General features: G+C 73.1%; 24 protein-coding genes. 10 read left to right on the top strand and 14 right to left on the bottom strand.

The genetic code is table 11. The features are described 5' to 3' along the window. Positions 1-114: 114 nt before the first annotated feature. The gene (locus tag BLV02_RS03595) at positions 115-1,302 is read right to left on the bottom strand and encodes a glycosyltransferase (protein ID WP_069110461.1); all 1,188 of its coding nucleotides are present in this window, start codon (positions 1,300-1,302) and stop codon (positions 115-117) included. A 33-nt stretch (positions 1,303-1,335) separates the two neighbouring features. Here BLV02_RS03595 and BLV02_RS03590 point away from each other — a divergent pair, with 33 nt between their 5' ends. Both BLV02_RS03590 and BLV02_RS03585 read left to right on the top strand, forming a co-directional pair. Beyond that, on the top strand, positions 1,336-2,706 hold the full coding sequence (locus tag BLV02_RS03590) for a glycosyltransferase (RefSeq protein ID WP_069110462.1): 1,371 nt from the start codon (positions 1,336-1,338) through the stop codon (positions 2,704-2,706). After that, positions 2,703-3,194, top strand: coding sequence for a hypothetical protein (locus BLV02_RS03585; protein WP_069110463.1), 492 nt, complete (start codon positions 2,703-2,705; stop codon positions 3,192-3,194). The genes BLV02_RS03590 and BLV02_RS03585 overlap by 4 nt, the downstream gene beginning before the upstream one ends. Before the next feature lie 340 nt (positions 3,195-3,534). On the opposite strand, the gene BLV02_RS03580 is transcribed toward BLV02_RS03585, so the two are convergent. The 5 genes from BLV02_RS03580 to BLV02_RS03560 form a co-directional block, all read right to left on the bottom strand. Beyond that, positions 3,535-4,635 carry a glycosyltransferase gene (locus tag BLV02_RS03580; RefSeq protein ID WP_069110464.1) on the bottom strand — a complete coding sequence of 367 codons (1,101 nt, stop codon included), beginning with the start codon at positions 4,633-4,635 and terminating at the stop codon, positions 3,535-3,537. A 3-nt stretch (positions 4,636-4,638) separates the two neighbouring features. Beyond that, the gene (locus tag BLV02_RS03575; protein ID WP_069110465.1) at positions 4,639-5,424 is read right to left on the bottom strand and encodes an ABC transporter ATP-binding protein; all 786 of its coding nucleotides are present in this window, start codon (positions 5,422-5,424) and stop codon (positions 4,639-4,641) included. 10 nt (positions 5,425-5,434) lie between these two features. Next, on the bottom strand, positions 5,435-6,298 hold the full coding sequence (locus BLV02_RS03570; protein WP_069110466.1) for an ABC transporter permease: 864 nt from the start codon (positions 6,296-6,298) through the stop codon (positions 5,435-5,437). Between the two features lie 127 nt (positions 6,299-6,425). Beyond that, entirely contained in the window at positions 6,426-7,592 is a 1,167-nt protein-coding gene (locus tag BLV02_RS03565) for a glycosyltransferase (protein WP_069110467.1), read from the bottom strand. Continuing rightward, on the bottom strand, positions 7,589-8,674 hold the full coding sequence (locus BLV02_RS03560; protein WP_069110468.1) for a glycosyltransferase family 2 protein: 1,086 nt from the start codon (positions 8,672-8,674) through the stop codon (positions 7,589-7,591). The genes BLV02_RS03565 and BLV02_RS03560 overlap by 4 nt, the downstream gene beginning before the upstream one ends. A gap of 123 nt (positions 8,675-8,797) precedes the next feature. On the opposite strand from BLV02_RS03560, the gene BLV02_RS03555 reads away from it, so the two are divergent. Next, positions 8,798-9,895, top strand: coding sequence for a hypothetical protein (locus BLV02_RS03555; protein WP_141711486.1), 1,098 nt, complete (start codon positions 8,798-8,800; stop codon positions 9,893-9,895). 8 nt (positions 9,896-9,903) lie between these two features. Here BLV02_RS03555 and BLV02_RS03550 read toward each other — a convergent pair whose 3' ends face one another. Further along, the gene (locus BLV02_RS03550; protein WP_141711487.1) at positions 9,904-11,436 is read right to left on the bottom strand and encodes an LCP family protein; all 1,533 of its coding nucleotides are present in this window, start codon (positions 11,434-11,436) and stop codon (positions 9,904-9,906) included. Between the two features lie 685 nt (positions 11,437-12,121). Next, a complete protein-coding gene (locus tag BLV02_RS03545) occupies positions 12,122-12,634 on the bottom strand; it encodes an acyl-CoA thioesterase (RefSeq protein ID WP_069110728.1) in 513 nt (170 codons plus the stop codon). Positions 12,635-12,827: 193 nt separating this feature from the next. Between BLV02_RS03545 and BLV02_RS03540 the strand changes: the two genes are divergently transcribed. Together BLV02_RS03540 and BLV02_RS03535 are read left to right on the top strand one after the other, a co-directional pair. After that, positions 12,828-13,634, top strand: coding sequence for an SAM hydroxide adenosyltransferase (locus tag BLV02_RS03540; RefSeq protein ID WP_069110471.1), 807 nt, complete (start codon positions 12,828-12,830; stop codon positions 13,632-13,634). Positions 13,635-13,686: 52 nt separating this feature from the next. After that, positions 13,687-14,949, top strand: a complete 1,263-nt coding sequence (locus BLV02_RS03535; protein ID WP_171906700.1) for an LCP family protein — start codon at positions 13,687-13,689, stop codon at positions 14,947-14,949. Positions 14,950-14,965: 16 nt separating this feature from the next. Here the strand turns inward: BLV02_RS03535 and BLV02_RS03530 are convergent, their stop codons facing one another. Then, positions 14,966-16,282, bottom strand: coding sequence for a nucleotide sugar dehydrogenase (locus tag BLV02_RS03530; protein WP_069110730.1), 1,317 nt, complete (start codon positions 16,280-16,282; stop codon positions 14,966-14,968). A 112-nt stretch (positions 16,283-16,394) separates the two neighbouring features. On the opposite strand from BLV02_RS03530, the gene BLV02_RS03525 reads away from it, so the two are divergent. Both BLV02_RS03525 and BLV02_RS03520 read left to right on the top strand, forming a co-directional pair. Further along, entirely contained in the window at positions 16,395-17,564 is a 1,170-nt protein-coding gene (locus tag BLV02_RS03525; protein WP_069110472.1) for an acyl-CoA dehydrogenase family protein, read from the top strand. Positions 17,565-17,633: 69 nt separating this feature from the next. Next, positions 17,634-17,882 (top strand): hypothetical protein, encoded by a 249-nt coding sequence (locus BLV02_RS03520; RefSeq protein ID WP_069110473.1) that lies wholly within the window; start codon positions 17,634-17,636, stop codon positions 17,880-17,882. 112 nt (positions 17,883-17,994) lie between these two features. Here the strand turns inward: BLV02_RS03520 and BLV02_RS03515 are convergent, their stop codons facing one another. Further along, positions 17,995-18,732 (bottom strand): carbon-nitrogen hydrolase family protein, encoded by a 738-nt coding sequence (locus BLV02_RS03515; protein ID WP_069110474.1) that lies wholly within the window; start codon positions 18,730-18,732, stop codon positions 17,995-17,997. A 105-nt stretch (positions 18,733-18,837) separates the two neighbouring features. On the opposite strand from BLV02_RS03515, the gene BLV02_RS03510 reads away from it, so the two are divergent. Further along, a complete protein-coding gene (locus BLV02_RS03510; RefSeq protein WP_069110475.1) occupies positions 18,838-19,224 on the top strand; it encodes a VOC family protein in 387 nt (128 codons plus the stop codon). Between the two features lie 20 nt (positions 19,225-19,244). Further along, complete coding sequence (locus BLV02_RS03505) at positions 19,245-19,814, top strand: hypothetical protein (RefSeq protein WP_069110476.1); 570 nt, start codon at positions 19,245-19,247, stop codon at positions 19,812-19,814. A 29-nt stretch (positions 19,815-19,843) separates the two neighbouring features. Here BLV02_RS03505 and BLV02_RS03500 read toward each other — a convergent pair whose 3' ends face one another. The 4 genes from BLV02_RS03500 to BLV02_RS03485 all read right to left on the bottom strand — a co-directional run bounded on the left by BLV02_RS03500 (position 19,844) and on the right by BLV02_RS03485 (position 25,616). Next, a complete protein-coding gene (locus BLV02_RS03500) occupies positions 19,844-20,512 on the bottom strand; it encodes a hypothetical protein (protein WP_141711489.1) in 669 nt (222 codons plus the stop codon). 250 nt (positions 20,513-20,762) lie between these two features. Next, positions 20,763-22,022: an NAD(P)/FAD-dependent oxidoreductase gene (locus tag BLV02_RS03495; RefSeq protein ID WP_069110478.1), complete on the bottom strand. Its 1,260-nt coding sequence runs from the start codon at positions 22,020-22,022 to the stop codon at positions 20,763-20,765. A gap of 58 nt (positions 22,023-22,080) precedes the next feature. Continuing rightward, positions 22,081-23,268 carry a PucR family transcriptional regulator gene (locus tag BLV02_RS03490; protein WP_141711490.1) on the bottom strand — a complete coding sequence of 396 codons (1,188 nt, stop codon included), beginning with the start codon at positions 23,266-23,268 and terminating at the stop codon, positions 22,081-22,083. 38 nt (positions 23,269-23,306) lie between these two features. Then, positions 23,307-25,616, bottom strand: coding sequence for a transketolase-like TK C-terminal-containing protein (locus BLV02_RS03485; RefSeq protein WP_069110731.1), 2,310 nt, complete (start codon positions 25,614-25,616; stop codon positions 23,307-23,309). A 132-nt stretch (positions 25,617-25,748) separates the two neighbouring features. On the opposite strand from BLV02_RS03485, the gene BLV02_RS03480 reads away from it, so the two are divergent. Next, entirely contained in the window at positions 25,749-26,231 is a 483-nt protein-coding gene (locus BLV02_RS03480) for an Lrp/AsnC family transcriptional regulator (protein ID WP_069110480.1), read from the top strand.

Genomic DNA, 26,231 nt, shown 5'->3' with positions numbered 1-26,231 from the left:
GTTGCCCTCCACGCCCTTCACGAGATATCGGCCCCGGGAGCTCCCGGGGCTGTTTGCCGGCCGATCGGCGAATATACCCAGTCTCGCAGAGACGCTCCGCCGGTTCCCATCAGATCATCGGGTCGTCTGCCGAAGCCAATCGTCGAGCACGGTCCCGGACACCGTGCCGTCGTGCACCGCGCGGACGAAGCCGGGACCGCGGGCCGCGAGCTCCCCCGCGGCGTCCGGGTCGGCGGCCAGCGCGGCGACGACGTCGGCGAGGTCGTCGGGGGTGGCCTCGGCGATCGGGACGTCGAGCCCGGTGCGTTCGCGGACCCGCTCGCGGACGGCCGTCCCGACGTACGAGACGACGGTGCGCCCGGCCGCCATCGCCTCGCACGCGCCGACCCCGTACAGGCCCATGGTCAGCTGGTCGACGACGATGTCGGCCTCGGCCAGCGCGTCCGGCATGCGGTCGTTCGGGACGCCCTCGAGCCGGCGGTACTCCACGACTCCCTGCGCGCTGAGCGCCTGCATGGCCGCCTCGACGGCCTCGGTGCCCTTGAGCCGCGAGTTCGACGGCGCGTGCACCACCACGGGACGGCGGCGGCCCGGCGACGGCGGCGCCTGCCAGCGGTCGGGGTCGACGACGACCGGCAGCCAGGTGGCGTCCGGCAGGTCGTCGAAGAGGTCCGGGGTGGACACCAGCACCGCGCCGCCGCCCGCCACGAATTCCGTCGCGAACGCGGCGTGCCGGCGGGCCTGCTCCTCCAGCCGCGCGGTGAGGTCGTCGCGGACCCGGAACGGCGACCACGGCTCGCGCTCGGCGTGCCGGCTGGGCAGCCGGAGGTCGGACCCGTGGAAGGCCAGCGCGACCCGCAGGCCGGCCTCCGTCAGCACGGCGATGTCGCCGCTGGCGTCGCGGGCGTGCCGGGCGCCGAACAGCGGCCGCATCGACTCGACGACGGCGTGCGTGAAGGTGCCGAGCACGTACTGCTCGTGCGCCCGCTGCCACGCCGGGTGCGCGTAGACCGGCACCGGGACGCCGTAGTCGTCGGCGAACCCGTAGCTGTTGCGCCGGATGGCGAAGCAGGCCGCCGCGACGTCGTCGCCGGCCCGCTCGGCGGCCCGGGCCCACGCCCAGCCCTGGCCGGCGGAGTTCGTCGGGCCCACCAGCAGCCGCGCGGTGACCGCACGGACCTGCGGGAACGGCTCTTGCGGCGGCAGCGGGCGGCGCAGCCAGGAGACCCGCCGCCGGGCCTCGGCGAGCGCGTCGACGACGGCGCCGGGCAGCCAGCGTTTCGCCGCCGTGCGCAGTGCCATGGAGCCCTCCGGGTGTCGTAGCCTGTCCGTGACATGATGACGCACGCCAGCTCGGGGCGCTCCGGCGCGCCCCAAGACCGCCGGCCGCACCTGCTCTACGTGGCCTGGGGCTTCCCTCCCTGCCGGGGCGGCGGCGTCTACCGCGGCCTCGCCACCGCCAACCGGTTCGCCCGGCTGGGCTGGCGCGTCACGGTGCTGACGGTCGAGCGCGACACCTTCGTCCGGTTCACCGGCACCGACCCCACCCTCGAGGCGCGCATCGATCCCGCCGTCGAGGTGGTCCGGGTGCCGTTCGCGTGGCCCGTCCACGAGCCCGACCTGCGCCGCTGGTCGCGGTTCCGGGCCCGGTTCCCGCGCGCGTGGGCCAAATGGCGGGCCCGCCGCGACACCGTCGCGTTCCCCGAGGTCGGCTACGGCCCGTGGCGCCGCGTCATCGAGGCCGCCGCCGAGCGCATCCACGCCGCCGACCCCGTCGACCTCGTCCTCGCCACCGCCAACCCGCACGTCGCGTTCACCGCCGCCTGGCGGTTGCACCGGCGCCACGGCGTCCCGTACGTCATGGACTACCGCGACGCCTGGCTGCTGGACGTGTTCAGCGGCGGGCGGCTGCACTCCCCCCGCAGCCGGGCGGCCCGCTGGGAGCGGCGGCTGGTGGCCGGCGCGCGCGAGGTGTGGTTCGTCAACGACCCGATCCGCGACTGGCACCGGCGGCTCTACCCGGCGCAGGCCGATCGCATGCACACGGTCGCCAACGGCTTCGACGCCGAGCTGGCGCCGGCGCCCACGGGCGAGCGGCCGCCGGTCGGCGACCGTCCCGTCGTCTTCGGCTACGTCGGCACCGTCACACCGAAGGTGCCGCTGGCCGAGTTCGTCCGCGGCTGGCAGCACGGCCGCGCCACGTCGCCGGCGCTGGCCGGGGCCGAGGCCCGCATCCACGGCTACCTCGGCTTCTACGGCCAGCCGCGGCCCGACCTGCTGGCCGTCATCGACTCCGCCTCCGCCGACGGCGTCAGCTACCGCGGCCCGGTCGGCAAGGCCGACATCGCCGCCACCTACGCGGGGTTCGACGTGCTGCTGCTGATCCTCGGCGCCGGCCGCTACGTCACCAGCGGCAAGGTGTTCGAGTACCTCGCCACCGGCCTGCCCGTCGTCTCCGTCCACGAGCCCGGCAACGCCGCCACCGACGTGCTGCGCGGCCACCCGCTCTGGTTCCCGGTCGCCGACCTGCGCCCCGAGACCGTCGCCGCCGCCCTGGCCGCGGCCGCTGAGGCCGCCCGCTCGGCCACGCCCGAGCAGCGCGCGCAGGCCCGTGCGTTCGGCGCCGGCTACCGCCGCGACCTCCAGCTCGACCCGCGCATCGAGGCCCTGCGCGGCGCACCCGTCGCCGTGGAGGCCGCGTCGTGAAGGTCACCCTGCTCGGCACCGGGAAGCTCGGCCACGCCCAGCTGGCCACCGTCGCCAAGGACCTCGGCCGCGACGACCTCGAGCTGACGCTGATCTCGTGGCAGCCGCCCCTCGGCCCCGTCGCCGACGTCGTGCCGCACGTCATCGTGTTGAGTGGGTCGGGCGCGGCTGCGCCCGCTCCGGCGGCTGCCGCCCCGGCCGCGGCGGCTCCTGCTCCCCCGTCTCCCCCAGTGGCGCCCGCTCCGGCCCGGCCGGTCTCGCGGCTGCGCAAGCTGGTGCGCCAGTACAAGGCCGGCCGGCTGGCGGCGCGGTACTGGTCCCGGTTGCGCTCGCGGCCCGAAGCGCTGGCCGCCGCCACCGGCGCCGACCTCGTCGTGGTGCTCGACAGCCGCGCCCTCCGCGCCGGCTGGCACCTGGCCCGCCGTCCGTCCGCGCCACGGGTCCTCAACGGCGCAGCGGCGGCCGGCCGCGAGCTCGCCGCCCGCTGACCTCGTCGAGCCATTCGTTGGCCGGCCTCTCGTGAACCGGCCTGCCACTCTGCCGAGCCTGCCCACCACCGAGTCGTCGGGAGGCCAAGGGCTGGCGGCCGGGTGGCCGCTAGCGGCTGGCGGCTGGCGACTCGCGGCTCGCGACTGGCGGCGAACGTTCTTGGCCGCGTGCGCGCGGGTCAAGTCCAAAGCCCCCGACCACAGCGAACACCGACCACAACGGCGCGGACTTGAGGCGCGCGTGCGCGGCCAAGACAATGGGCAGCAGGGGGACGGCCAACGGCCGCCAAGCGGCGCACCGCCGCAAAGCGGCCAACTAGCGCAAAGCGGCCACCGACCGTCAGGCCACGGTCGAACGCTGACCGAGCAGTTCGGCGACGGTCTCGGCGAGGAGGTCGTAGGGGGTGCGCTCGCTGAGCTTGCGCTCCGTCCACTCCGCGGCCGCCGCGCGGTAGTCGTCCAGTTCCTCGGGGTGGTCGCTCCAGCGGCGCAGGACGTCGGCGGCCTCGGCGGGGCCGGAGATGAGGACGCCGCCGCCGGACTCGCGGATGACCGAGGTCTGCCGGGGCAGCGGCGTCGACAGTACGGGCAGGCCGCTGGCGAGGTACTCGTACAGCTTGGTCGGCATCGCCTGCCGGAACGCCGGCGTCTCGCGCAGGAACACCAGGCCGGCCCAGGCGCCGCGGGCGATCTGCCAGGCCAGTTCCGGTGGCTGCCGGCCGTGCAGGACGACCCGGCCGGCGACGTCGGGGTGGGCCAGCCGGGCGGCCAGCTGGTCGCGGTCGGCGGCGGCCACCGGGCCGATGAGGTCGAGCGTCCAGGCGGGCGCCCCCGCGACGGCGTCGACCATGTCGAACAGGCCGCGGCTGGCGCGGAGGTCGCCGATGTAGACGGCGCGCGGACGGTCGTCCGGCGGCCCGGGCGAGAGCAGCTGGAGGTCGGGCAGGTTCTCGACGACGAGGCGCCGGCGGGCCTGGTGCGGCGGGATGTGGTCGTCGGCCACGACGGTGACGTCGGCGCCGGCGGCCAGGCGGGTGCTGGCGTGCACGATCATGCGCGCGCCGATGCCGATGAGGCCGCGCGCCCAGGACCGGTCGGACAGCAGCCGGGCGTAGTCCTCGTGGATGTCGACGACGACCTTGCAGCGGCGCACCGACGCGGCGGCGCGGGCCATCGGGACGACGTCGGGGTCGACGGTCATCAGCACGCGGGCGCGGGAGCGCCACGGCAACATGGCCGCCCGCACGGCGCGCCGGGCCATGCCGCCGCGCTGTTCGGTGCGGACGCGGACGCCGGCCGGCCCGCCGTCGGCGTCACCGAGGCCGGCCAGCTCGACGCTCAGGCCGGCCCGTCGCAGCGCCGCGGTGATCTTGTGCAGCCGCGCGTCGGCGACGTCGTGCCCGGCGGACACGATGGCGACGTCGACACGTGGTGCGGCCACGACTCAGAGGTCCTCGAGGCTGAAGGCGTCCTCGCCGACCTTGAGGAAGGTGTTGTAGGCCTCGATGACCTCGTTGGGGGTGCCGCGCATCATCAGCTTGCCCTTGTGCAGCCACACGGCGTCGTTGCAGAGGTCGCGGACGCTGCTGAGGGCGTGGCTGACGAGGAACATGGTGCGCGCGTGCGTCACCAGGTCCTTCATCTTGGCCGCGGCCTTCTGCTTGAACTTGGCGTCGCCGGCCGACAGTGCCTCGTCGATGAGCAGGATGTCGGGGTCCATGTGCACGGCGACGGAGAACGCCAGGCGCTGGAACATGCCGGAGGAGTAGGTGCGCATCGGCATGTCGATGAACTCGCCGATCTCGGCGAAGTCGGCGATCTCTTCGTAGCGCTCCTGGATCTCCTTGCGGCTCAGGCCCGCGGCCAGCCCGCCCAGGACGACGTTCTCGCGGCCGGTGAGCGCCGCGTTGAAGCCGACGCCGAGCGACAGCAGCGTGCTGACCCGGCCGTTGACCTGGATGCGGCCCTTCGTCGGCGGCAGGATGCCGGCGATCATGCGCATCAGCGTGGACTTGCCGGCGCCGTTGGCGCCGATGATGCCGATGGCGTTGCCGTGCGGCACCGAGAACGAGACGTCCTGGACCGCCTGGACCTCCTTGACGGCGCGTTCGCCGCGGCCGAACCGCACGATCGCCGTCTTGAACGTCGGGACACGCTCGAACGTGGTGCGGTACGTCAGCGAGACGTTCTCGACGACGACGGCATCAGGCGTGGCCGATGTGGTGGTCACGGCGCCAACCTCAGAGACGGACGACAAACTCGCGCTCCCTCGACATGAAGAACAGGCTGCCGACGATGGCTGCGGCGGCCGCCCAGGCGACGCCGGAGATCCACAGCGACAGGTCCGGGATCTGCCCGCGGACCAGCAGGTCGGTCCAGCCACCCAGCAGTGAGTACAGCGGGTTGAAGATCATGAGCGACTTGAACCGCTCGGGGGCGTCCTCGGCGAACCACAGCACCGGCGACAGGTACAGCCACATGCGCACGAAGTACGGCAGGAAGCTGGCGGTGTCGCGGAAGTACACCTGCAGCGTGGCGAACATCATCGCCGCGCCCGCGCCGAAGATCGTCAGCAGCAGCAGGAACACCGGCGCCAGCAACATCTCCCAGCGCAGCGGCTGCCCGAACGCGATGTGGATGGGGAAGTACACGATGAGCGTGGGCAGGAACCGGAAGAACGCCGTGCGCACCGCCGACAACGGCAGCAGCAGCCGCGGGAACGACATGTTCAGCAGCAGCTTGCCGCCGCCCACCACGCTGGACGCTCCGGTCTGCAGGCAGCCGGAGAAGTAGTAGAAGGCGAACAGCCCGGCGCACAGGTGCACGAACCGCTCCGCCGCGTCGCTGCTGTCGCCGCCGCGCAGGATGGTGATCAGCACGTAGTACACGCAGGCCAGCAGCAGCGGGTTGAGCACCAGCCAGATCTGGCCGAAGAACGTGTTGGTGTTCGCTGCCCGGATGTTCGACCGCGACATCTCCGCGGCGAACTGCCTGCGGTGCCACAGGGTACGGATGTACGGCCCGAGGCGGGGCAGCCCCGCCCGATGCGGCTCGTACACGTGCACCGACGAGGTGAAATCCTCGTCGGTACGAGTGGCGTTCATCGAAGGCTTGCCTTTCTACCGCGGCCAGGCGCTGGACCGAGTGGATCCGCACCGGATCGGGTCAAGGGTAGACGACACACAGACGAAATATCGCACCCGTGGGCCACACGCGACGATGTATGTCATCTCACGCCGTCCCCAGGTTCGCGTACGCGTCGGCGAGTACGCGGGAGTCGTGCTCCCAGGCCAGTTCCTGCCGTGCCTTGCGCACCGCCTCGACGTAGCCAGTGTAATCGGACGCGACCGCCTCCACGGCCGTGGCCAGCGACGACGCGTCGCCGGGCGTGTAGAGGCGGCCCAGACCGTAACGGAGCACGAAGGAATGGAGTTCCGGGAGGTTCGCCGCCACCACCGGAACGCCGGCCCGGACGGCGTGGAACAGCTTGTTCGGCAGCGCCAGCCGGTGGTTCAGGCAGGTGTCGGTGAGGGTGACCACCGCCACACCCACCTCCTGGTACAGGGTGTCGACCGCGGGCAGCGACATCGGCGGCAGCACCTCGACGCCGGTGGTGTCGAGGCGGTAGCCGGGGTCGGCCGGTCCGGCGACGACGGTGCGCAGCGACGGCAGCCGGGCGGCGGCGCCGACCACGGCCTCGAGGTCGCGGCCAGGGCCGATGCGCCCGGCGTAGGCGAACCCGGCGGGGGTGGCGGGCAGCTCCGGCGGCTCGTGGTCGGCCAGCGGGAAGGTGTTGCGGACGACCCGGACGTCGGGCAGGCCGCGCCCGCGCAGCCGGGCCGCGATGCCCTCGCTGACGGTCAGGACCACCCGGGCCTGCCCGGCCAGCGCGGTCTCCTTGCGCCGTCCGCGCCACCGCGCCACCGGCGTGGGCCGGCCTGGCAGTCCGCGGTCGAACCACAGCTCGTGGCTGTCGTAGACCAGCCGGGCGGACCACCGCCGGGCGAGGTCGGCGCCGAGCGCCAGCGTGTTGTAGTCGTGGGCGTGCACGACGTCGTGGGCCGGCCGGCCGGCCAGCAGCCGGGCGGCGTCGTCACGCCAGCGCCGCTCGGTGCGCTCGCGGTGCTCGGGCAGCAGCAGCCACCGCCCGGACCGGCGCAGCACCGTCTTGGGCCCGGACGACGACGCCAGCGCGGCGCCGCGCGGGGTGCCGGGTGGGCGCATGCCGCGCGACCGCGTCACCGACTCGACGGTGACGCCGTCGCCGGGGTCGAAGCCGTCGGGGACGTCGCGGCCGACGATGTGCACGGCGTGCCCCTCGGCCGTCAGGGTGGCGGCCTCCCGGAGCACCCGCGAGTCGCCGGCCACCGGTGACTGCACGAGCATCAGGACGTTCACGTCGCCGGTCCTCCCGCGGCCGCGGCGTCGCGGTCGGCGCGCCGCGACCGGGCGGCGTCGCGGGACCCCAGGATGAACCCGGCGCCCCAGGTCAGGTGCATCGTCGCGAGGACGGGCGGCAGCCAGGCGCGCGCCTTCGCCGGCAGCCCGCGGCCGGCCAGCAGTGCCGCGCCGGTGACGCCCACGGCGTACCCGGCCGGCGCCAGCCAGCCGATCAGCAGCCACGACGGCCCCACCAGGCCGGCCAGCCCGGCCACCGTCCCGGCGGCGACGGCGACCGTGACGGCGGGTGCGGCGAGGTAACGGACGTTCGCGGTGTCGGGATAGCGGCGGACCACCTCGCGCCGCCACTGGCCGGTCTTGAGGAACTGCCGGGCCAGCGCGCGCAGGTTCGGCCGCGGCCGGTAGCTGACGACGAGGTCGGGCGTGAACCACACGGTCTCGCCGGCCGCCCGGATGCGGTAGTTCAGCTCCCAGTCCTGGGCGCGGACGAAGTGCTCGTCGAAGCCGCCGAGGCGGTCGAGCACCTCGCGCCGGAACACCCCCAGGTAGACGGTGTCGGCGGGGCCGGCCTGCCCGCCGAGGTGGAACTTCGCCCCGCCCAGCCCGAACGGCGACGTGTACGCCCAGGCGACGGCCCGCTCGAAGTCGGTCTGCCCCTCGGCGTTCATGATGCCGCCGACGTTGGCCGCGCCGGTGCGCTCCAGCTCGGCGACGGCGGTGCGGATGTAGTGGTCGGACAGCACGCCGTGGCCGTCGACCCGCACGACGACGCCGTGCCGCGCGGCGCCGAGCGCCGCGTTCAGCCCGGCGGGGGTGCGCCCGGCCGGGTTGGCGACCAGCCGCACCCGGGGGTCGGCGGCGGCCAGCTCGCGGGCGATCTCGTCGGTGCGGTCGCGGGACGGGCCGAGCGCCAGCAGCAGCTCCAGCTCGCCCGGGTACTCCTGGGCCAGCACACCGGCGACGGCCTCGGCCAGGTGCCGCTCCTCGTCGAGCACGGGCATGATGACCGAGACGGCCGGCCACACGCGCTCGTCGGGCGCGACCGGCCGGCCGGAAGGGGTGGGATCGGCGGCGTTCATGTCGGCTGGCACCTTACCCGGTGCCGGCGCCGGGGAGCTCAGTGATCGTCTCCGCGACACCGGGCAACCTCTTCCGGCGGCCAGGCGTCGTCCTCTGTGAGCGAACCCACGGAGGAGATCGCGATGTCCCCACACACCCGTACCCGCCGGCTGCCGCGCACGCTCGGGCTGCTGGCCGGACCCGCCCTGCTGGTCCTCGCACCGCTCGCCGCGACGGCGACACCGACGCCGGAGCCCACCGCCGAGGCCACGCCGGCCGGCGAGGTCGTCCTCGAGGCGACCCTGGACCCGCAGAACGTCTTCGCGCCGCCGGGATCGGTCGTGCCGATCGACGCGGCCGTGACGAACACCGGCACGGCGGAGATGACCGGCGGCAGCGCGAGCTTCGACGTGACCGGCGACGACGTCACCATCGCCGGGGTCGAGGGCGGCGACGGCTGCGAGCAGGTGACGCCGCAGCGGGTCGAATGCCGCACCGACGCCGCCCTGGCGACGGGCGAGACGGCCACGGCGACCTTCCTGGTCCAGTTGCCCGACCGCATGGCCGAAGTGGTCGTGGGCGAGGCCACGCTGCACGTCGTGGGCGGCAACGGCGGCGAGGACACCGTCACGTCGGTCCTCGAGGTCGGCCCGCCCGACGGCTACCACCTGCGGGTCACGGCCCCGGCTTCCGCGGAGGGCGCGGCCGGCGCGACCGTCGCCCTGCTCACCACCGTGAGCAACGACGGCAGCGTCGACATCGACGGCGTGAGCCTGGACGTCGACGTGCCCGCGGGCGCCACCGTCGTCGGCGCCACCGGCCTGGACGACTGCGACGTGGTGAGCCCGCGACAGCTGCGGTGCCATACCGACCAGACGCTGGTGGCCTACGACGGCTACCTCGAGGCCACGGTGCAGGTGCGCTTCGACGACGACGCGGCCGCCGGCGACCTGGGCGTCGCGACCATCCGCGGCGCGGGCGACCAGGGCGACGAGGACACCGTCGACACGGCGGAGACCGCGCTGACGGTGACCGCGGGCGCCGGCGCGGAGACAGGCGGCTACGGCGGCACGGCCTCCGGCGGCGGGACCGAGGCCGGCACGGACGGCGGGACCGAACTGCCGAACACCGGCGGCGACGAGCTGGCCGACACCGGCGCCGCCCGGCTGCCGGTGCTGCTGGCCGGCGTCGTGCTGCTGGCGGCCGGCGCGGTGGTGCTCCTGCGCACGCGCCGCGCCTGACGCCCGGCTCACTCGTAGGAGCACACCGACGACATCTCGACCGGCGTCTGCTCCTCGGTCTCCTCGTCCTCCTCGTCCTGCGCGCCGTCGTCCGTCGGCTCGTCCGTCGGCTCGTCGGTCGACTCCTCCGCCGGCGCTTCCTCCGCCGGCTCGTCGGCGGGCGGGTCGGACGGCTCCTCGGAAGCCGTCTCCGACGGCGCCGGCTTCGCGTCGCCGGACAGCAGCGCGTCGACCTCGTCGTGGATGAGCCCGATGTCCGGGTCGGCCGGCACGATCAGCGGCGGCACGAACTGCAGCGAGGTGATCTCCTCGTCCTTCGCCTTGAGCGCGAGGTCGACGAGGTTGGCGAGGTCCTGGCGCGGGATGTCGGTGGTGATGACCGACTTCGACGCGTCGGCCAGCTCGACGAAGTTCGACAGCACGGTCTGCGGGTCGGCCTGGTTGACCAGCGCGCCGATGACGCAGCGCTGCCGGGCCATGCGCGCGTAGTCGGACGAGCCCTCGCGGGACCGCGCGTACCAGAGCGCGTGGTAGCCGTCCAGCTCCTGCAGCCCGGGCTCGAGCACCTTGCCCTTGTCGCCGATCGGCAGTTCCTCGTTCACCCTGATGGTGATGCCGCCGATCGCGTCGATGATGTCGCGGAAGCCCTGCAGGTCGACGGCCACGTAGTAGTGCACCGGCACGCCGAGGGTGCCCTCGACGGCCTGCTTGACGGCGGTCGGGCCGGGGCCGGACGGGCCCTCGAACAGCTCCGGGTTCTCCTCGCCGAAGGTCCACGTCGCGTTCAGCATGTAGTCGGACTCGTCGCCGTCGCCGGAGAAGCCGCGCGGGAACTCGGCGTCGGCGGGCGTGCCGTCGGGGAACCGGGCGTTCTCGAGGTTGCGCGGCAGGCTGATCATCGCCGGCTCGCCGGTGCGGACGTCGATGGAGACCAGGTTGATGCTGTCCGGCCGCACGCCGACCCGCCCGTCACCGGCGTCGACGCCGAGCAGCAGGATGTTGAGCCGGCCGTCGCTCGCGGCCGCCACCTGCCCGGACGGGAACATCTCGACGACGGCGTCGTGCGCGGCCGTCGCGTACCGGGCGGCCACGAAGAACGGCGTCGACACCATGGCCGCCAGCGCGAGCGTCGCGCCGATCATGATCAGCCGGTGCTTCTGGCTCAGCCCCGGCGGGTGGCCGAGCCGCCACGCGTCCAGCAGCAGCACGATCCACGCGCCCGCGACGCCGAACGCGAGCAGCTTGAACGCCGTCAGCAGCCACGGCCGGACGGCCAGCCCGGCGAGGTCCTGCAGCGGCACCAGCCACAGCACCAGCAGCAGGACGCCGATCAGCCCGCCGTAGATCCCCAGCGCGATCTTGCCGGTCTTCCTGTGCCCCGCGATCAGCTGCGCGCTTCCGGGGGCGACGACGGACATTGCGACCAGCGTCACCGATCGGCGGAACCGCGCCGCCTCGGCCCGCTGGGCCCGTAGCGCTGCCATGGCTTCGCGGCGGGCCCGCACCCGCCGTGGATCCGGCGGACGTGCCGCTGTCGTCATGCACTTCCCCCATCGAACCGGACGTGCCGGCGAGTCCCCGTGCTCGCCGCTTGGCCAGTATCACCACAGGCCGGTCCGAATTCACGGGCGGCACGCCGAGCCCAAGCGCCTCTTCTGTCACATGAGTCACAGGAGTGGGCAGAACTGGCCGTTCGGTTGACTCCGTGTCAGTCCGACGGTCAGGTCGCGTCCCGCTCGCGGCCGGTCGGCCGGTCGGCGCGGTCGGCCCAAGGTCTCGGACCTGTTGACATCAGCGCCAACAGTTGGCGTTCTCGTCACCACCCCGGCAACCACCACCAACTCCCGCCGCCGGGCCGCCAGTCGCCGTCAGGCCGTCGGCGCGGACTCCTCGCGCGAGCGCAGGATCGCCGCGCGCCGGGCCAGCCGATGGGTGCGGCGGATCTCGGCCGGCCAGCCCAAGGTCCCGGACCCGTGACAACAGCGCCAACAGTTGGCGTTCTCGTCACCACCCCGGCAACCACCACAGCTCCCGCCGCCGGGCCACGAACCGCCGGGCCAGCCGGTGGGTGCGGCGGATCTCGGCCAGTCGGCCCAAGGTCTCGGACCTGTTGACACCAGCGCCAACAGTTGGCGTTCTCGTCACCACCCCGGCAACCACTACCAGTACTCGCCACCGGGCCGCGAACCGCCGGGCCGCCAGCCACCGGGCCGCCAGCCGCCGCCGTCAGGCCGTCGGCGCGGCCTCCTCGCGCGAGCGCAGGATCGCCGCGCGCCGGGCCAGCCGATGGGTGCGGCGGATCTCGGCCTCGGCGAACCGGCGGCGGTCCTCGTCGGTCTCCGGCAGCACCGGCGGGACCTCGCGCGGCGCGCCGTCGGGGTCGAGCGCGACGAAGACGAGGTAGGCGTTGGCGACCGCGGTGGCCGGGCGGACCTCGTTCCACGGCTCGGCGACCACCCGCACGCCGACCTCCATCGACGTCCGGCCGGTCCAGTTCACCTTCGCGTGCGCGTGCACGAGGTTGCCGACGTGCACCGGCTCGAGGAACGTCATCTCGTCCATCGACGCCGTGACCGCCGGGCCGCCGGAGTGCCGCTGCGCCACCGCGCCCGCGACGTCGTCGACGAGCTTCATGATGACGCCACCGTGCACGGTGCCGAGCAGGTTGGTGTCGAGCGCGGTCATGATGCGCGACAGGCTGGTCTGCGCGGCGGAGGCCGGACGGCCCTCGGGACTCATGGCCGCCACGCTACGGCTTGACCCGGCCGAAAGCGCGTCGGTACGGTCTGTGACGTGACGCACGGCCACGCCATGATGCGAATGCTGCACTCCTTGTGCGGCCGTTCGATGCTGGCCTGACGCGTCCCTCCGTCAGTCTCTCGGGCTCCCGCACCGCGCGGGGGCCCTTTTTTTGTGCCCACCGAGGGGAAGCATGTATCCGCCGATCACCTACCTCACCGACTGTTCCGACGCGAACGCGCAGGCCAGGCTGACCACCCGCATGGCGGCGCTGTTCGGGCGGTCGCCGGTGCTGCTGCCGCTGGACGGGCCGGCGCCGCTGCGGTCGGCCGGGCTGACGCTGCTGGACGTGCTGCTGTCAACGCGGCTGCTCGGCGAGGACGGCTTCCCGACGGTGACGCTGGTCAACGTGGCGCCGCGGGACGGCCGGTGGCCCAACGGGGCGCCGTTCGGCTGGTTCCGGCACGGCCGGCACACCGTGTTCACGACGTACGACCCGGTGCTGCTGGACCCGGTGCGCCGCTACCTCGGCGTGAGCTCGGTCTCGGTGACGGACGCGGCGACGGTGCTGGCGGCGGCCGAGTGGGCGTCCATCGGCGCGGCCGACGCCGCCGGGCTGGCCACCACGCAGTTCCGCAGCCTCTGGTACCTGCCGCTGCTGGCCAAGTGGGTGCTCGACGACCGGCCGGTGCCGTCGTCGGCCGTCGAGCTGACGGCGCCGGAGCAGCCGGACGGCGTCCACGTCGCGCTCGTCGACAACTTCGGCAACTGCAAGTTGACCTGCACCGCCGCCGACCTCGGCATCGTCGCGGGCGACCGGGTCGCCGTCGGCGCCACGAAGGTGCGCCACCACGAGCGGCTCTCCGACGTGCCCGTCGGCGCCGCCGCGCTGGTCACCGGCAGCTCCGGCCCGGGCTTCCTGGAGCTGGTCGTGAACGGCGGCTCGGCGGCCGCCGAGTTCGGCCTGAGCGCCGGTGATGCCGTGGTCGTCCAGGGCTGACACGCGAGATCGGCAGGTTACAGAGCCGTCCGGCGACGGTATGGTCGAGCTGATGCGACCAGACGGCGAGGCAGGCATGGCGGCATACGGGGCTGACGGCGGTGCCCGGGGGACCGAGGTCAAGGTCACCGAGTACCAGGCCGGCCACGTCCCCGGCGTCTCCTATCGCGGCGGCGTGGCCCACAGCCCGCAGGACGAGCCCGCGCCGGCCCCGGCCGCGGCGGTGCCGAGCGGCACCAGCGTCATGCCGGCCGACGCGTACGGCCCGGCCGAGACCGACGGCGCCGGCGCGCCCCCAGCGGCGCCGCCGCCCACCCGTCGTCGCCGCGAGAGCGCCGAGCCGCCCGGCCGGCCGAAGCGCAAGCGCTCCGGCTTCGTCCGCTTCCTCCGCTGGTTCCTGTCGTTCTGGCTGGTCGTCCTCGTCGCGCTCGGCGCGCTCCTCTGGTACGTGTGGGGCCGCATCGAGAAGGTCGACGCCATCCCGTCCGACCACGGCTCGGCGACGTCCGAGGGCCGGGTGTTCCTGCTGGTCGGCTCGGACAGCCGCGAGGACCTCTCCGACGAGGAGCAGAGCGAGCTGGGCACCGGCAGCGTCGAGGGCCAGCGCACCGACACCATCATGCTGCTGAGCGTCCCCGGCGGCGGCGAGCGCAACGCGCTGATCAGCATCCCGCGCGACTCCGTCGTCGACATCCCCGGGCACGGCGAGAACCGCATCAACGCCGCGTTCGCGTTCGGTGGCGCCCCGCTGCTGGTCGAGACCATCGAGGCGGCCACCGGCGTCGCCATCGACGACTACGTGCAGATCGGCTTCGGCGGCTTCGCCGGCATCGTCGACGCCCTCGGCGGCGTCGAGATGTGCCTCGACGAAGCCATCCAGGACGACAAGGCGCACATCGACCTCCCGGCCGGATGCCAGACGCTCAACGGCCCCGACGCGCTCGGCTACGCCCGGGCCCGTTACTTCGACCCCACCGCCGACATCGGCCGCGTGCAGCGCCAGCGCGAGCTGATCTCGGCCATCGCCGACAAGGCGACGTCGCCCGGCACGCTGATCAACCCGATCGAGCTGACCCGCACCGCGCTGGCCGGCGGCGACGCCCTGGTGCTCGACGAAGACACCGGCCCCATGGACATGTTCGCGTTCGCCCGCGGCATGGGCTCGGTCTCCGGCGGCTCCGGCGACACCATCACCGTCCCGCTGGGCCAGATCGGCAACACCGTCAGCTGGGACCCCGAACTGTCCGGCGAGCTCTGGACCGCCCTGCAGAACGGCGACGCCGTCCCCCAGTCCGTCATCGACGCCCAGCCGTGACGCAGCCGGGGGCGGGTCAGGGGCGGCCGAGCCCCCGGTAGGTCCACCCGGCCGCCCGCCAGGCGTCGGCGTCGAGGCAGTTGCGGCCGTCGACGACGACCGGGGTCTCGACGATGCCGGCCAGCTCGGCGGGATCGAGCTCGCGGAACTCCTGCCACTCGGTGAGGTGCAGGACGACGCTGGCGTCGCGGCAGGCCTCGACGGCGGAGTCGGCGTAGGGCAGCGTCGGGAAGACCTTGCGGGCGTTGTCGGTGGCCTTCGGGTCGTACACGGACACCCGGGCGCCCTGCAGGTGCAGCTGGCCGGCGATGTTCAGCGCGGGAGAGTCGCGGACGTCGTCGGAGTGCGGCTTGAACGCGGCGCCCAGCACGGCGATGCGGCGGTTGGCGACGCTGCCGCCGACGAGGTCGCGGGTGAGGTCGACGACGTACTGGCGGCGACGCAGGTTGATGGCGTCGATCTCGGCGAGGAAGGCCAGCGAGTGCGACGCGCCCAGCTCACCGGCGCGGGCCATGAACGCGCGGATGTCCTTGGGCAGGCAGCCGCCGCCGAAGCCGATGCCGGCGTTGAGGAACTTCCGGCCGATGCGGGCGTCGTGCCCGATGGCGTCGGCCAGCTTGGTGACGTCGGCGCCGGCCACCTCGGCGATCTCGGCCATGGCGTTGATGAACGAGATCTTGGTGGCGAGGAACGCGTTGGCGGACACCTTCACCAGCTCCGCCGTCGGCAGGTCGGAGACGATGACCGGGGTGCCGTCGGCGATGGTCTGCGCGTACACCTCGCGCAGCTTGCGCTCGGCGTCGTCGGACGTCACGCCGAAGACCAGGCGGTCGGGGTGCAGGGTGTCCTCGACGGCGAACCCCTCGCGCAGGAACTCGGGGTTCCACGCCAGCTCCGCGCCGGCGCCGACGGGCGCTGTCTTGGCCAGCCGGTCGGCCAGCGCCACAGCCGTGCCCACCGGCACCGTCGACTTGCCGACCACCAGGCAGGCGGCGTCGAGGTGCGGCGCGAGGGAGTCGACGGCCGCCTCGACGTAGCGCATGTCGGCGGCCAGGCCGTCGCGGCGCTGCGGGGTGCCGACGCACACGAAGTGGACGTCGGCGCCGGCGGCCGCGGCGAAGTCGGTGGTGAACGTCAGGCGTCCGGTGCCGGCGTGCTTGGCCAGCAGCTCGTCGAGCCCGGGCTCGTAGAACGGGGCCTCGCCCCGGGCCAGCGCCGCGACCTTCTCGGCGTCGACGTCGATGCCGACGACGGTGTAGCCCAGCTCGGCCATGCCGACGGCGTGGACGGCGCCGAGGTAACCGGTGCCGATGACGGAGATGCGCATGGTCACGATCATTCCCACCCGTTTGTGTCCGGTTCGTTTGATCGAATGTACAAGCCGGTGCCGAGCACCGCCATGCCGCACTTGCGGTACTGACGCTACTGGCGAGTAGCATCGGACCATGGATGCCGACTTCGACCTGTACCGGCTCAGCGACGAGCACGAGGCGATCCGGTCCGCGGTGCGCGAGCTGTGCACCGACAAGGTGGCGCCGCACGCCGCCGAGGCCGACGAGACCGGCACGTTCCCGCAGGCCTCGTACGACGCGCTCCGCTCGGCCGACTTCCACGCGCCGCACATCCCCGACGAGTACGGCGGCGCCGGCGCCGACGCGCTGGCCACCTGCATCGTCATCGAGGAGATCGCCCGTGTCTGCGCGTCGTCGTCGCTCATCCCGGCGGTCAACAAGCTGGGCACCATGCCGCTGCTGCTGGCCGCGTCGCCGTCCGTCAAGTCGCGCTACCTGCCGCCCGTCGCCGCCGGCGAGGCGATGTTCTCCTACGGGCTGTCCGAGCGTGAGGCCGGCTCCGACACCGCGTCCATGACGACCCGCGCCATCCCCGACGGCGACGGGTTCCGGCTGTCGGGCCAGAAGTCCTGGATCACCAACGCCGGGGTGTCGCAGTACTACACCGTCATGGCCGTCACCGATCCCTCCGCCGGGTCGCGCGGCATCTCCGCCTTCGTCGTCGAGGCCACCGACGAGGGCTTCTCCTACGGGGCGCCCGAGCGCAAGCTCGGCATCAAGGGCTCGCCCACCCGCGAGCTGCTCTTCGACAACTGCTGGATCCCCTCCGACCGCGTCGTCGGCGACCTCGGCCAGGGCCTGAAGATCGCCTTGCGCACGCTCGACCACACCCGCGTCACCATCGGCGCCCAAGCGGTCGGCATCGCCGCCGGCGCCGTCGCGGCAGCCACCGCCTACGTCCAGCAACGCCAGCAGTTCGGCCGTCCCATCGCCGACTTCCAGGGCGTCCAGTTCATGCTCGCCGACATGGCCATGAAGACCGAGGCCGCCCGCCAGATGGTCTACCGCGCGGCCGCCGCCTCCGAGCGCGACGAACCCACGCTGAGCTTCCTCGGCGCCGCCGCCAAATGCTTCGCCTCCGACACCGCCATGGCCGTCACCACCGACGCCGTCCAGCTCTTCGGCGGCTACGGCTACACCCGCGACTACCCGGTCGAGCGCATGATGCGCGACGCCAAGATCACCCAGATCTACGAAGGCACCAACCAGATCCAGCGCATGGTCATGGCCCGCCAGCTGCTCAAAGGGGTGGTGAGCTTCTAACCCCGAGGGCGCGCGTCAATCATCGCCGCGTCAGGGCCCACGGCGGATACGCGTCTCTAGACTCGAGCCGTGGGTTACGAGTTCAACTCCCTGCTGGGTCGGCTCGTGGCTTTCATCGGCTATGACGTCAATGCCACGCACGAGGCCATCGGTAAAGGCGTGAGGCTCGACCTGAGCGGCGGATCCATTCAGCTACGCCCAACCTTAGACGAGCTCGTCGGCCCCGAAATCGCCACGCTCAACAGCTTCGACGACCGAGCGTGGATGACCTGGCGCCCGGGTGAAGAGGCCTTCGAGTACCTGCAACCGGGCAGTTGACCGGCATCACCCGCGACAGGACGGAAGCCATCAAGCGCCTCTGCCGATCGGGATCAAGGCGGCGCGCGAGCGCGCTGCAACTGGCGCTGACGACACGCCATGCGGCTCAGGGTCACGCGATGTCGGCGACGATCATGCCTGTCGTCATCAGTGGTACCTGTGCCACGAGTTCTGCCAGCGGGTTGATGACACTGGTGGGACCCAGACCGACGCGATCCTCATCGCGTTCGCCGGTGACGTCTGCTGACACCAACCACATCCCGGTCTCGCGCACGCGTTCAGCACGGATGGTGTTGTGCAGGTGCTTCCAATGGATCGCGGTCGCGCGGCGCATCATGTTCTGCGCTGGGACGAGGAGAAGCTGTGCGCCCTGCGCCGCGATCGGCGCGGCCGCTTCGGCGAACTGCGTGTCATGGCAGATGTTGATGCCGAACCTGACGCCGTGCAGTTCGAAGGTGGGGTAGGCGTCACCTGCGTGGAACAAGGACTCGCCCGGCACGAGATGGGTCTTGCGATAGACACCCAGGAGCCGGCCGCGTGTTACGACGACCGCGGAGTTGAAGTACCTCTGGCCGTCCCGCTCGATGACACCGAACACGAGCGCCGGCTTGATCCCTTCCAGCGACTTCAGTATCGAATCGAACACCGACGAGCTGAGGTCGAGCGCGCTCTGGCGAATGTGCTGCTCCTCGACCAGATAGCCCTGCAGGAAGCACTCCGGGAACAGCAGCAGATCGACGTCTTGTGCGTCGGCTTTCTTCGCGAAGTCTTCGATGCACTCGAGCGCTGATCCGGTGTCGCCCAGGATCTCCGGCGTTTGGCAAGCGCCGACCCGCAACGTCCCGCGCACGTGGTGATCGTAAGGCGCGAGAGTCGGCAGCAAGCCTGCAGATCCGGCCCAAAAGGCAATGTCGCGTTCTGACCAGCCGCCCTTCGAAGTGGCTACGCTCGCGGCATGGACATGAGACTGGAGCTTGTGGCGGTGCCCGTGACGGATGTCGACCGGGCCAAGGAGTTCTATGTCCGGGCCGGCTTCAACGCCGACCATGACCACGCGGTCAGCGAGACGGTGCGGTTCGTGCAGCTCACTCCGCCGGGGTCGGCCTGCTCGATCGCGATCGGCCAGGGGCTGACCGGGATGGAACCCGGGTCGCTCGACAACCTGCAGATGGTGGTGGCCGACGCGGACGCAGCCCGGGCCGACCTACTCGCGCGCGGCATCGAGGTCAGCGAGGTCGACGACCAGCCGTGGGGCCGGTTCGTCTTCTTCTCCGACCCGGACGGCAACGGCTGGGCGCTGCAGGAGCTCCCGGACTGGTCTGCCGGCGCCCAGACCGGCTGAGTGGTGCATCGGTCGGGTTCGTGAGCGTGCGAAACGACTACGACCGGAAGACGGCCGGCTTGGCCGGCGTCCGAGTCGAGGGCGTCGAGTACTGGGACATGCGCGACGTCGAGCCGCGGGAGTGGGACCACGGCGACTGGCACCACGCTGTCATGGGCGTGGAGCTGACGACCGATGCCGGGCCCGTCTCGGTGGTGTGCACCAACACGTTCCACCCCTACGGCGTCGAGATCTTCGACGAGCCGCTGTCGAAGCTCGTCGTGCGGGGCGACGACGGGCCGGGGAACTGGACGGTCACGGACCATCCCGCGTGGAGATCACGCACCGATCAGCCGATCCTCGCCGCCGGCACCTTCTGGGAACGGCTCGGGTTCGGCCCCGGCAGATACTCCGACGGGAGCATCGCCACCCCGGCTCGGACGGTCGAAGTGCCGGTGGCGCTTCGGCTCGACTTCGCGGCCGGCCCGCTGTGGTTCGTCGCAGGCAACCCCTCCGAGACGGGTGAGGTCTTCATCCCCGGCGACGAGATCATGGTCGTGTTCACGCCCGAGGAGATGCTCCGCATCGGATTCCCGGCGGTGGCCTTCTGACCCCGAGGAGCGTCGAAGGCCGCCGCGGGCTACGGGTGCGGCTGGTCATCGACCGTGGGAGTGAAGTCTCCGGGCCAGCGCTGTGACTCGACATCGAAGTTCCCGCGCCAAGCCACGTTCGGCGTGATGGTGGCCGCGGTGAAGTCGTTGCCGCGAATCACGTTGCGCCGACCGCCCACGGGCTCCGCCGACGTTCCGTACCAGGTGCAACCGTCCATCGTGCCGACGAAGCGGCAATCGATCAGATCGGCCGTCGTGTGGTGGTGACCGTTGAAGCGGCAGCGGTCGAAAGTACAGCCTTCGAAAGTCGCGGCGTCCATGCTGTACCCGCCGAGCCGCTTGAACCGGATGCCCTCGAAACGGCAACCGCGGTAGACGCTGGGACCGCCGGCCCAACCCAGGGTGCCCTGCGCCGCCGCCCCCGAAGCGTTCAAGACGGGCCCGCTGCGTCGCTGGGTGAAGGTGCAGTCCACGAACTCCGACCAACTGGCCACGAAGTGCAGGTCGTCCAACGAGATCGTGAGTCCTTCCGCGTAGGCCTCCGTGACGACCAAGGCTTGGAGGTCCGCGGGCCGCTGAGAGAACGTCGGGAAACTCTGCTGCGACAACCGCCCGCGCCGGTGGATCGCCCCCGGATGGACAGGCAGGCGCGACGGCCGGGTACCGCGCCACCAGTCCGGCGCCTTCCGCATTCGCACGACGGCGATCCTGCCACTCGGCCCAGCTCGAGGCGACGGGCGAAGGCGGGCGGCGATCACGCCGCGCCGTCGCCGCCGATCATGGGGCCGACTTCGCCGTCTTTACCGCAGCGACGGCACACGAGGTACCGCTGGCCGTCCTCGGTGGACAGCCGTTGCCACTTGTGCCAACCCACGAGGCACAGTAACGACCGCCTCATGTCCCGATTGTGGACCTTTGCCCGATATCTGTCGACGGTGAGCGGCGACCTCAGCGCAGCGGGTCGAAGGCCGCGATCTGGCCGGACCGCTGGCCGGTCACCAGGGTCTCGGCCACGTGGCGACCCGTGAGCGGCCCGAGCGCGACACCCCACATGCCGTGGCCGCCGGCGACGTGGACGCGGGGCGAGCGGGTGGGTCCGACCAGGGGCAGGCCGTCGCTCGTGCAGGGGCGCGACCCGACCCACTCGTCGGTGCGCTCGTCCCAGCGCACGCCGGCCAGGCGGGTGCGGGCGGACTCGATGATCGCGGCGATGCGACGAGGATCGCGGGGCGCGTCCGGACGGCGGAACTCCATGGTGCCGGCCACCCGCAGCCGCCCTCGCAGCGGCGTGCAGGCCACCCGCACGTCGGGGAAGTAGACGGGTCCAGCGGGGACGTGGTCGAGCGGCACGCTGAAGCTGTAGCCGCGCCCGGCCTGGACCACCCGGCGCACGCCGAACGGCCGGGCCAGCTCGCCCAGCCGGGCGCCGGTCGCCAGCACGACGGCGTCGGCGCGCACCTCGCCGGAACCGGAATCGACGACGACCTCGCCGCCCAGGTCGCGCACACCGTCGACGGCGACGCCCTCCAGCAGCTTGCCGCCACGGGCGACGACGGCGTCGGCGAGGGCGTGCACGAAGACGGCCGGGTCGATGAAGCGCTGCCCGCGCAGCCGCACCGCCGCCGCCACGCCCGGGCCGAGGGCGGGCTCCAGTTCGCGCGCCGCGGCGCCGCCGAGCACGTCGGCCGCGACGTCCACGCCGGCCGCCTCGATGTGGTGCAGCTCGGTGGTGAAGCCGCGCAGCGCCGCGTCGGACCCGAGCCCGACGAGGAACGGGTCGGCGTCGCGCACTTCCGCGGCGACGCCGCCGCCCACCAGCGTCTCGTAGGCGGCCAGGCCGTCGCGGCCGAGCCCGGCGAACACCGCCATCGACCGCCGCCACCGCCGCGGCGTCGAGTTGCGGGCGAAGCCGGCCAGGAAGCGGATCAGCCCGGCGTCGAACCGCAGCGGCACGTACACGGGCGACGACGGGCTCAGCACCGCCTTGAGTCCGTAGGCCAGGACGGCCGGCTCCGGCAGCGGCGTGGTGAGCGCCGGCGCGAGCCAGCCGGCGTTGCCCCAGGACGAGCCGCCCGCGACGCCCACACCGTCGATGACGGTGACCTCCACGCCACGCTCCTGCAGGAACCACGCGGTGGACAGGCCGACGATGCCGGCGCCGGCGACGACGACGTGCCGCGGTGCGCGGCCGGACGACTGGGCGGACATGGACGAAACCTCCTGGTGAGACGGCTTGTGACCATCGTCACCGGGCGGCGGCGCCGGGTCATTGGCGGCGCGGCCAGCGTTCCCCGTCGCGCGCGGTGCGATCGGCCAGTGCCGCCGCCTTCAACTGCAGCATCAGCGCCAGTCTGGTATCGGCGTCGTCGAGATCGACCCCGACGGCCTCCTGCGCCTTGCGTAGCCGGTTGCGCAGCGTGTTCGGGTGCACGACGAGGTCCGCGGCGGCCGCGCTGACGTCGCCGCCTCGGGCCAGGTAGGCGCGCGCGGTCTTCACCAGGTCCGTGCCCCGCTCGGCGTCGAAGCGCTCCAGCGCGGCCAGCGGGCCGTAGTCGCCGAGGTCGTCGGCCTCGATGACCTCGGCGACCCGGGCCGTGACGACGTCGACGAAGGCGTCCTGGATCGGCAGCGCCACCCCGGCCGCGCCCCGGCCGGCCAGCATGCGGACGATGTTGTCGGCGTCGGACCTGGACCGATGGGCCTGCGCCGGGCCGGGAACCGTCCGCCCGATTCCGGCGACGAGCGGGCCGCCGCCGCGGCGCAGGAAGTCCGCCGCGATGCGGTGCACGACGTCGGCCTCGGCGGGGACCACGACGTACAGCACGCCGTCGAGCACGGCCGAGACCGGCGTCGTCCCCGAGGCGGCCAGCCGCAGGGTCAGCGCGCCGGCCGTGCGGTCGACCCGGGTCGCGTCGGTCGTCGCGACGGCCAGCACGGTGAGCCGGCCGGCCAGCCCGAGCCGGGCGGCCGCGGCCTCCGCGTCGGCCCCGCCTTCGAGGAGTGCGGCGACCTGCTCGCCGGCCCGATCGTCGCGGGCGCGGATGCGCAGGAGGGCGTCGGCGACGATCGGGGCCGCCTCGAGCAGGTCCTTCTCCTGCGCCGCGGTGAGCGTTCCGGGGACGAGCGCCCAGATCGACCCGAGCAGCTCGTCGCCGGCGCGGATGCCGACCACGGCGCGCGGCTTCATCCCGGCGTCGGCGAGGTCGGCGTAGACGACGCCGTCCTGGGTGGCGATGCGGCGGTACACGCCGGCGGCCCGCAACGCCTCGCGGTACTCCGGCGGGACCTGACGGCCGAGGATGGTCGCCGTGCGCGCCTGGTCGGCCGACATCTGGCCGTCGGAGTAGGCCAGGACCCTCGCGTCGTGGTCCTCGATCGTGACCGGTGCGCCCAGCAGGTTCGCGAGCGCTCCCGCCATCGCGAAGAGGTCGGGTGCCTCCGAGAGACTGCGCAACTCGGTTCCTCAGGTCGGTCCTGCGCCGCGGCGGCGCTTCAACTGAGGAGCGTACCGGTGAGGTCGAGCGCCGCGCCGATGATGCTGTCGGTGTCGACGCCGTGGTGACGGTAGACGTCCTCGAGCGAGCCGGACTGGCCGAACCCGGCGACGCCGAGGGCGAGGTGGTCGACCCGGTGGACGGTGGCGAGGAACGCCAGCGTGTGCGGGTGCCCGTCGAGGACGGTGACGAGCGGGCAGGCGCGGCCGGCGGGCAGCAGCTGGTCGAGGATCCAGGACGGGGCGTCGTCGCGGCCGCGGCGGGCCTGGACGGCGCGGAACAGCAGGTCCGGGCTGGTGACGCAGACGACGTCGGCGGCGACCCCGTTCTCGGCCAGCCGGTCGGCCGCGGCCAGCGCCTCGGGGACGAGCGCGCCCATGGCCGCGATGGTGACATCCGGCCGGGCGGTCCGGCGCAGCGGGTAGCCGCCGGCCACGGTCTGGCGGCGGCGCCGGTCCCGGGCGGCCGGGTCGGCGGGCACGGCGGCGAGGGTCTGGTCGACCGGGCGGGTGGACAGCCGCAGGTACGCCGACGAGCCGTCCGGCCGGCCGAGCCGGGCCAGCGCGGCGAGCAGCGTCCACTCCAGGTCGATGGCGAACGCCGGCTCGTAGCTGACGCAGCCGGGCTGCTCCAGCCCGATGGACGGCGTGATGATCGACTGGTGCGCCCCGCCCTCGGGGGCCAGCGTGACGCCGGACGGGGTGCCGACCAGGATCGACTGGCCGCCGGCGTAGATGCCGAACGACCACGGCTCGAGGGCGCGCGCGACGAACGGGTCGTAGAGGACGCCGATGGGCAGCAGCGGCTCGCCCCACCGGCTCCACGTCGCGCCCAGCTCGCCGAGCAGCCCGACCAGGTTGGTCTCGGCGATGCCCAGCTCGATGTGCTGGCCGGTCGGCCGCTCGCGCCAGTGCAGGATGGTCTCGGCGTCGTCGGCGAACCAGTCCACCCGTTCGCGCGGCGACCAGACGCCGACCTTGTTCACCCAGCCGCCCAGGTTGGTCGAGGACGAGACGTCCGGGCTGACGGTCACGACCCGCCGGGCCGCGTCGGGCGCCTGCCGGGTGAGGTCGACCAGCGCCCGGCCGAGCGCGGCCTGAGTGGTCGCGCTGCCGGTCGGCGTCCGGCCGAGGTCCACCGGCAGCTCGGGCGCGGCCGCCGGGCGCAGGTCCGGCGGAGCCAGCCGGTCCGCCGTCGCCGCGCACAGCCGGCCGGCGTCGGTGCCGTCGGCGAACCGTTCCCATGGCCGGTCCGGGTCGACGCCAAGGGTGGCGGCGAGGGCGTGCAGCTGCGCGTCGGTGAGGAGGGCGGAGTGGTTCTGCGGGTGCCCCTCGGTGGGCAGGCCGTGGCCCTTGATGGTGTAGGCGAAGATCACCGACGGCCGGGTGTCGTCGACGGCGCCCAGCGCGGCGTCCAGCGCGGGCAGGTCGTGACCGCCGAGGTTGCGCACCGCGGCCAGCAGGGCGTCGTCGTCGACGCCGGCGAGCAGCTCGCCGACCGCGGCGTCGCCGTCGGGCAGCCGGTCGCGCAGCTCCGCGGCCGTGCAGCGCAGCAGCCGCTGGTACTCGGGGTTGGACATCCGGTCCAGCCGGTCGCGCAGCGCCGCGCCGCCCGGCCGGGCGAACAGCTCGTCCAGCAGCCGGCCGTACTTCACCGTCAGCACCTGCCAGCCGGCGGCGGCGAACATGCCCTGCAGCCGCGGGATCGCGATGCCGGGCACGACGCGGTCCAGCGACTGCCGGTTCACGTCGACGATCCAGACGATCTCGCCCAGCTCGGCGACCTGCGGGTCGAGGATCGCCTCCCAGACCGCGCCCTCGTCCAGCTCGGCGTCGCCGACCAGCGAGTACTGCCGTCCGGTGCCGGACGCGCCCACGTACCGGCCGGCCAGCGCGCCCCAGATCGGCGCCGTCGCCCCGATGCCGACCGAGCCGGTGGAGTAGTCGACCGGGTCCGGGTCCTTCGACCGGCTCGGGTAGCTCTGCAGGCCGCCGTACTCGCGCAGCGTCGTCAGCTTCGCCGCGTCGAGCCGGCCGAGCAGGTAGTTGACGGCGTGCAGGACGGGCGACGCGTGCGGCTTCACCGACACCCGGTCCTCGGCGCGCAGGTGCCGGAACCACAGCGACGTCATGAGGGTGGTCATCGACGCCGACGACGCCTGGTGACCGCCGACCTTCACGCCCGACGGGTTCGGCCGGACGCGGTTCGCGTGGTGGACCATCGCGGTCGACAACCACAGCACCCGGCGCTCGATCTCGCGCAGCGTCTCGAACCGGTCCGCCTCGGGCACCGCCGCGACCATCGTCATCCCGACCTCCACGCCGTTCGGACAGAATGCGCTCGATCACAGCACGACCAGCCCAGGTTGCACCATCTATCGAGTCGAGATTCAGCAGTATGCTCAGGCGGACCACGCCGACCGGGGACGGGAGCGAGCACAATGCCCACGCACGACCGACTCGACGCCACCGACGCGCGGCTGGTGGCCGCGCTCACCGAGAGCCCGCGCGCCACCGTCCTCGCCCTCGCCGACCGGCTGAAGCTCTCCCGCAACACCGTCCAGGCCCGCCTGACCCGGCTGGAGGGTGCGGGCGTCCTCGACTCGTTCGAACGCCGGGTCGTCCCTCGCACGCTCGGCTACCCGCTGACGGCGTTCGTCACCACCCAGGTCACCCAACGCTTCCTCGACGAGGTCGGCGCCGCGCTCGCTGACATCCCCGAAGTGCTGCAGGTCCACGGCATCAGCGGCCCCACCGACCTGCTCGTCCACATCGTCGCCGTCGACGACACCGACCTCTACCGCATCGCCGGCCAGATCCTGGCCATCCCCGGCGTCGAGCGCACCAACACCGCGCTGGTCATGCGCGAGCTCGTCCCCTACCGCATCACCCCTCTCCTCGCGCGTCTCGCGTCCGTACGCTGA

The sequence above is a fragment of the Jiangella alba genome, from assembly GCF_900106035.1.
Classification (GTDB): Bacteria; Actinomycetota; Actinomycetes; order Jiangellales; family Jiangellaceae; genus Jiangella; species Jiangella alba.
Note: the sequence above shows the minus strand (reverse complement) of the source record. Positions and strands in the feature narration are given on the sequence as shown.

Bases quoted from the DNA above. Each gene is read 5' to 3' on its own strand.
- BLV02_RS03510 (WP_069110475.1), top strand. From the start codon at position 18,838: ATGGACATGAGACTGGAGCTTGTGGCGGTGCCCGTGACGGATGTCGAC.
- BLV02_RS03485 (WP_069110731.1), bottom strand. From the start codon at position 25,616: ATGACGATGGTCGCGGCGGTGCCCGAGGCGGACCGGTTCGAGACGCTG.
- BLV02_RS03525 (WP_069110472.1), top strand. From the start codon at position 16,395: ATGGATGCCGACTTCGACCTGTACCGGCTCAGCGACGAGCACGAGGCG.
- BLV02_RS03495 (WP_069110478.1), bottom strand. From the start codon at position 22,022: ATGTCCGCCCAGTCGTCCGGCCGCGCACCGCGGCACGTCGTCGTCGCC.
- BLV02_RS03540 (WP_069110471.1), top strand. From the start codon at position 12,828: ATGTATCCGCCGATCACCTACCTCACCGACTGTTCCGACGCGAACGCG.
- BLV02_RS03595 (WP_069110461.1), bottom strand. From the start codon at position 1,302: ATGGCACTGCGCACGGCGGCGAAACGCTGGCTGCCCGGCGCCGTCGTC.
- BLV02_RS03480 (WP_069110480.1), top strand. From the start codon at position 25,749: ATGCCCACGCACGACCGACTCGACGCCACCGACGCGCGGCTGGTGGCC.
- BLV02_RS03590 (WP_069110462.1), top strand. From the start codon at position 1,336: ATGATGACGCACGCCAGCTCGGGGCGCTCCGGCGCGCCCCAAGACCGC.
- BLV02_RS03545 (WP_069110728.1), bottom strand. From the start codon at position 12,634: ATGAGTCCCGAGGGCCGTCCGGCCTCCGCCGCGCAGACCAGCCTGTCG.
- BLV02_RS03570 (WP_069110466.1), bottom strand. From the start codon at position 6,298: ATGAACGCCACTCGTACCGACGAGGATTTCACCTCGTCGGTGCACGTG.
- BLV02_RS03560 (WP_069110468.1), bottom strand. From the start codon at position 8,674: ATGAACGCCGCCGATCCCACCCCTTCCGGCCGGCCGGTCGCGCCCGAC.
- BLV02_RS03550 (WP_141711487.1), bottom strand. From the start codon at position 11,436: ATGACGACAGCGGCACGTCCGCCGGATCCACGGCGGGTGCGGGCCCGC.
- BLV02_RS03535 (WP_171906700.1), top strand. From the start codon at position 13,687: ATGCGACCAGACGGCGAGGCAGGCATGGCGGCATACGGGGCTGACGGC.
- BLV02_RS03555 (WP_141711486.1), top strand. From the start codon at position 8,798: ATGTCCCCACACACCCGTACCCGCCGGCTGCCGCGCACGCTCGGGCTG.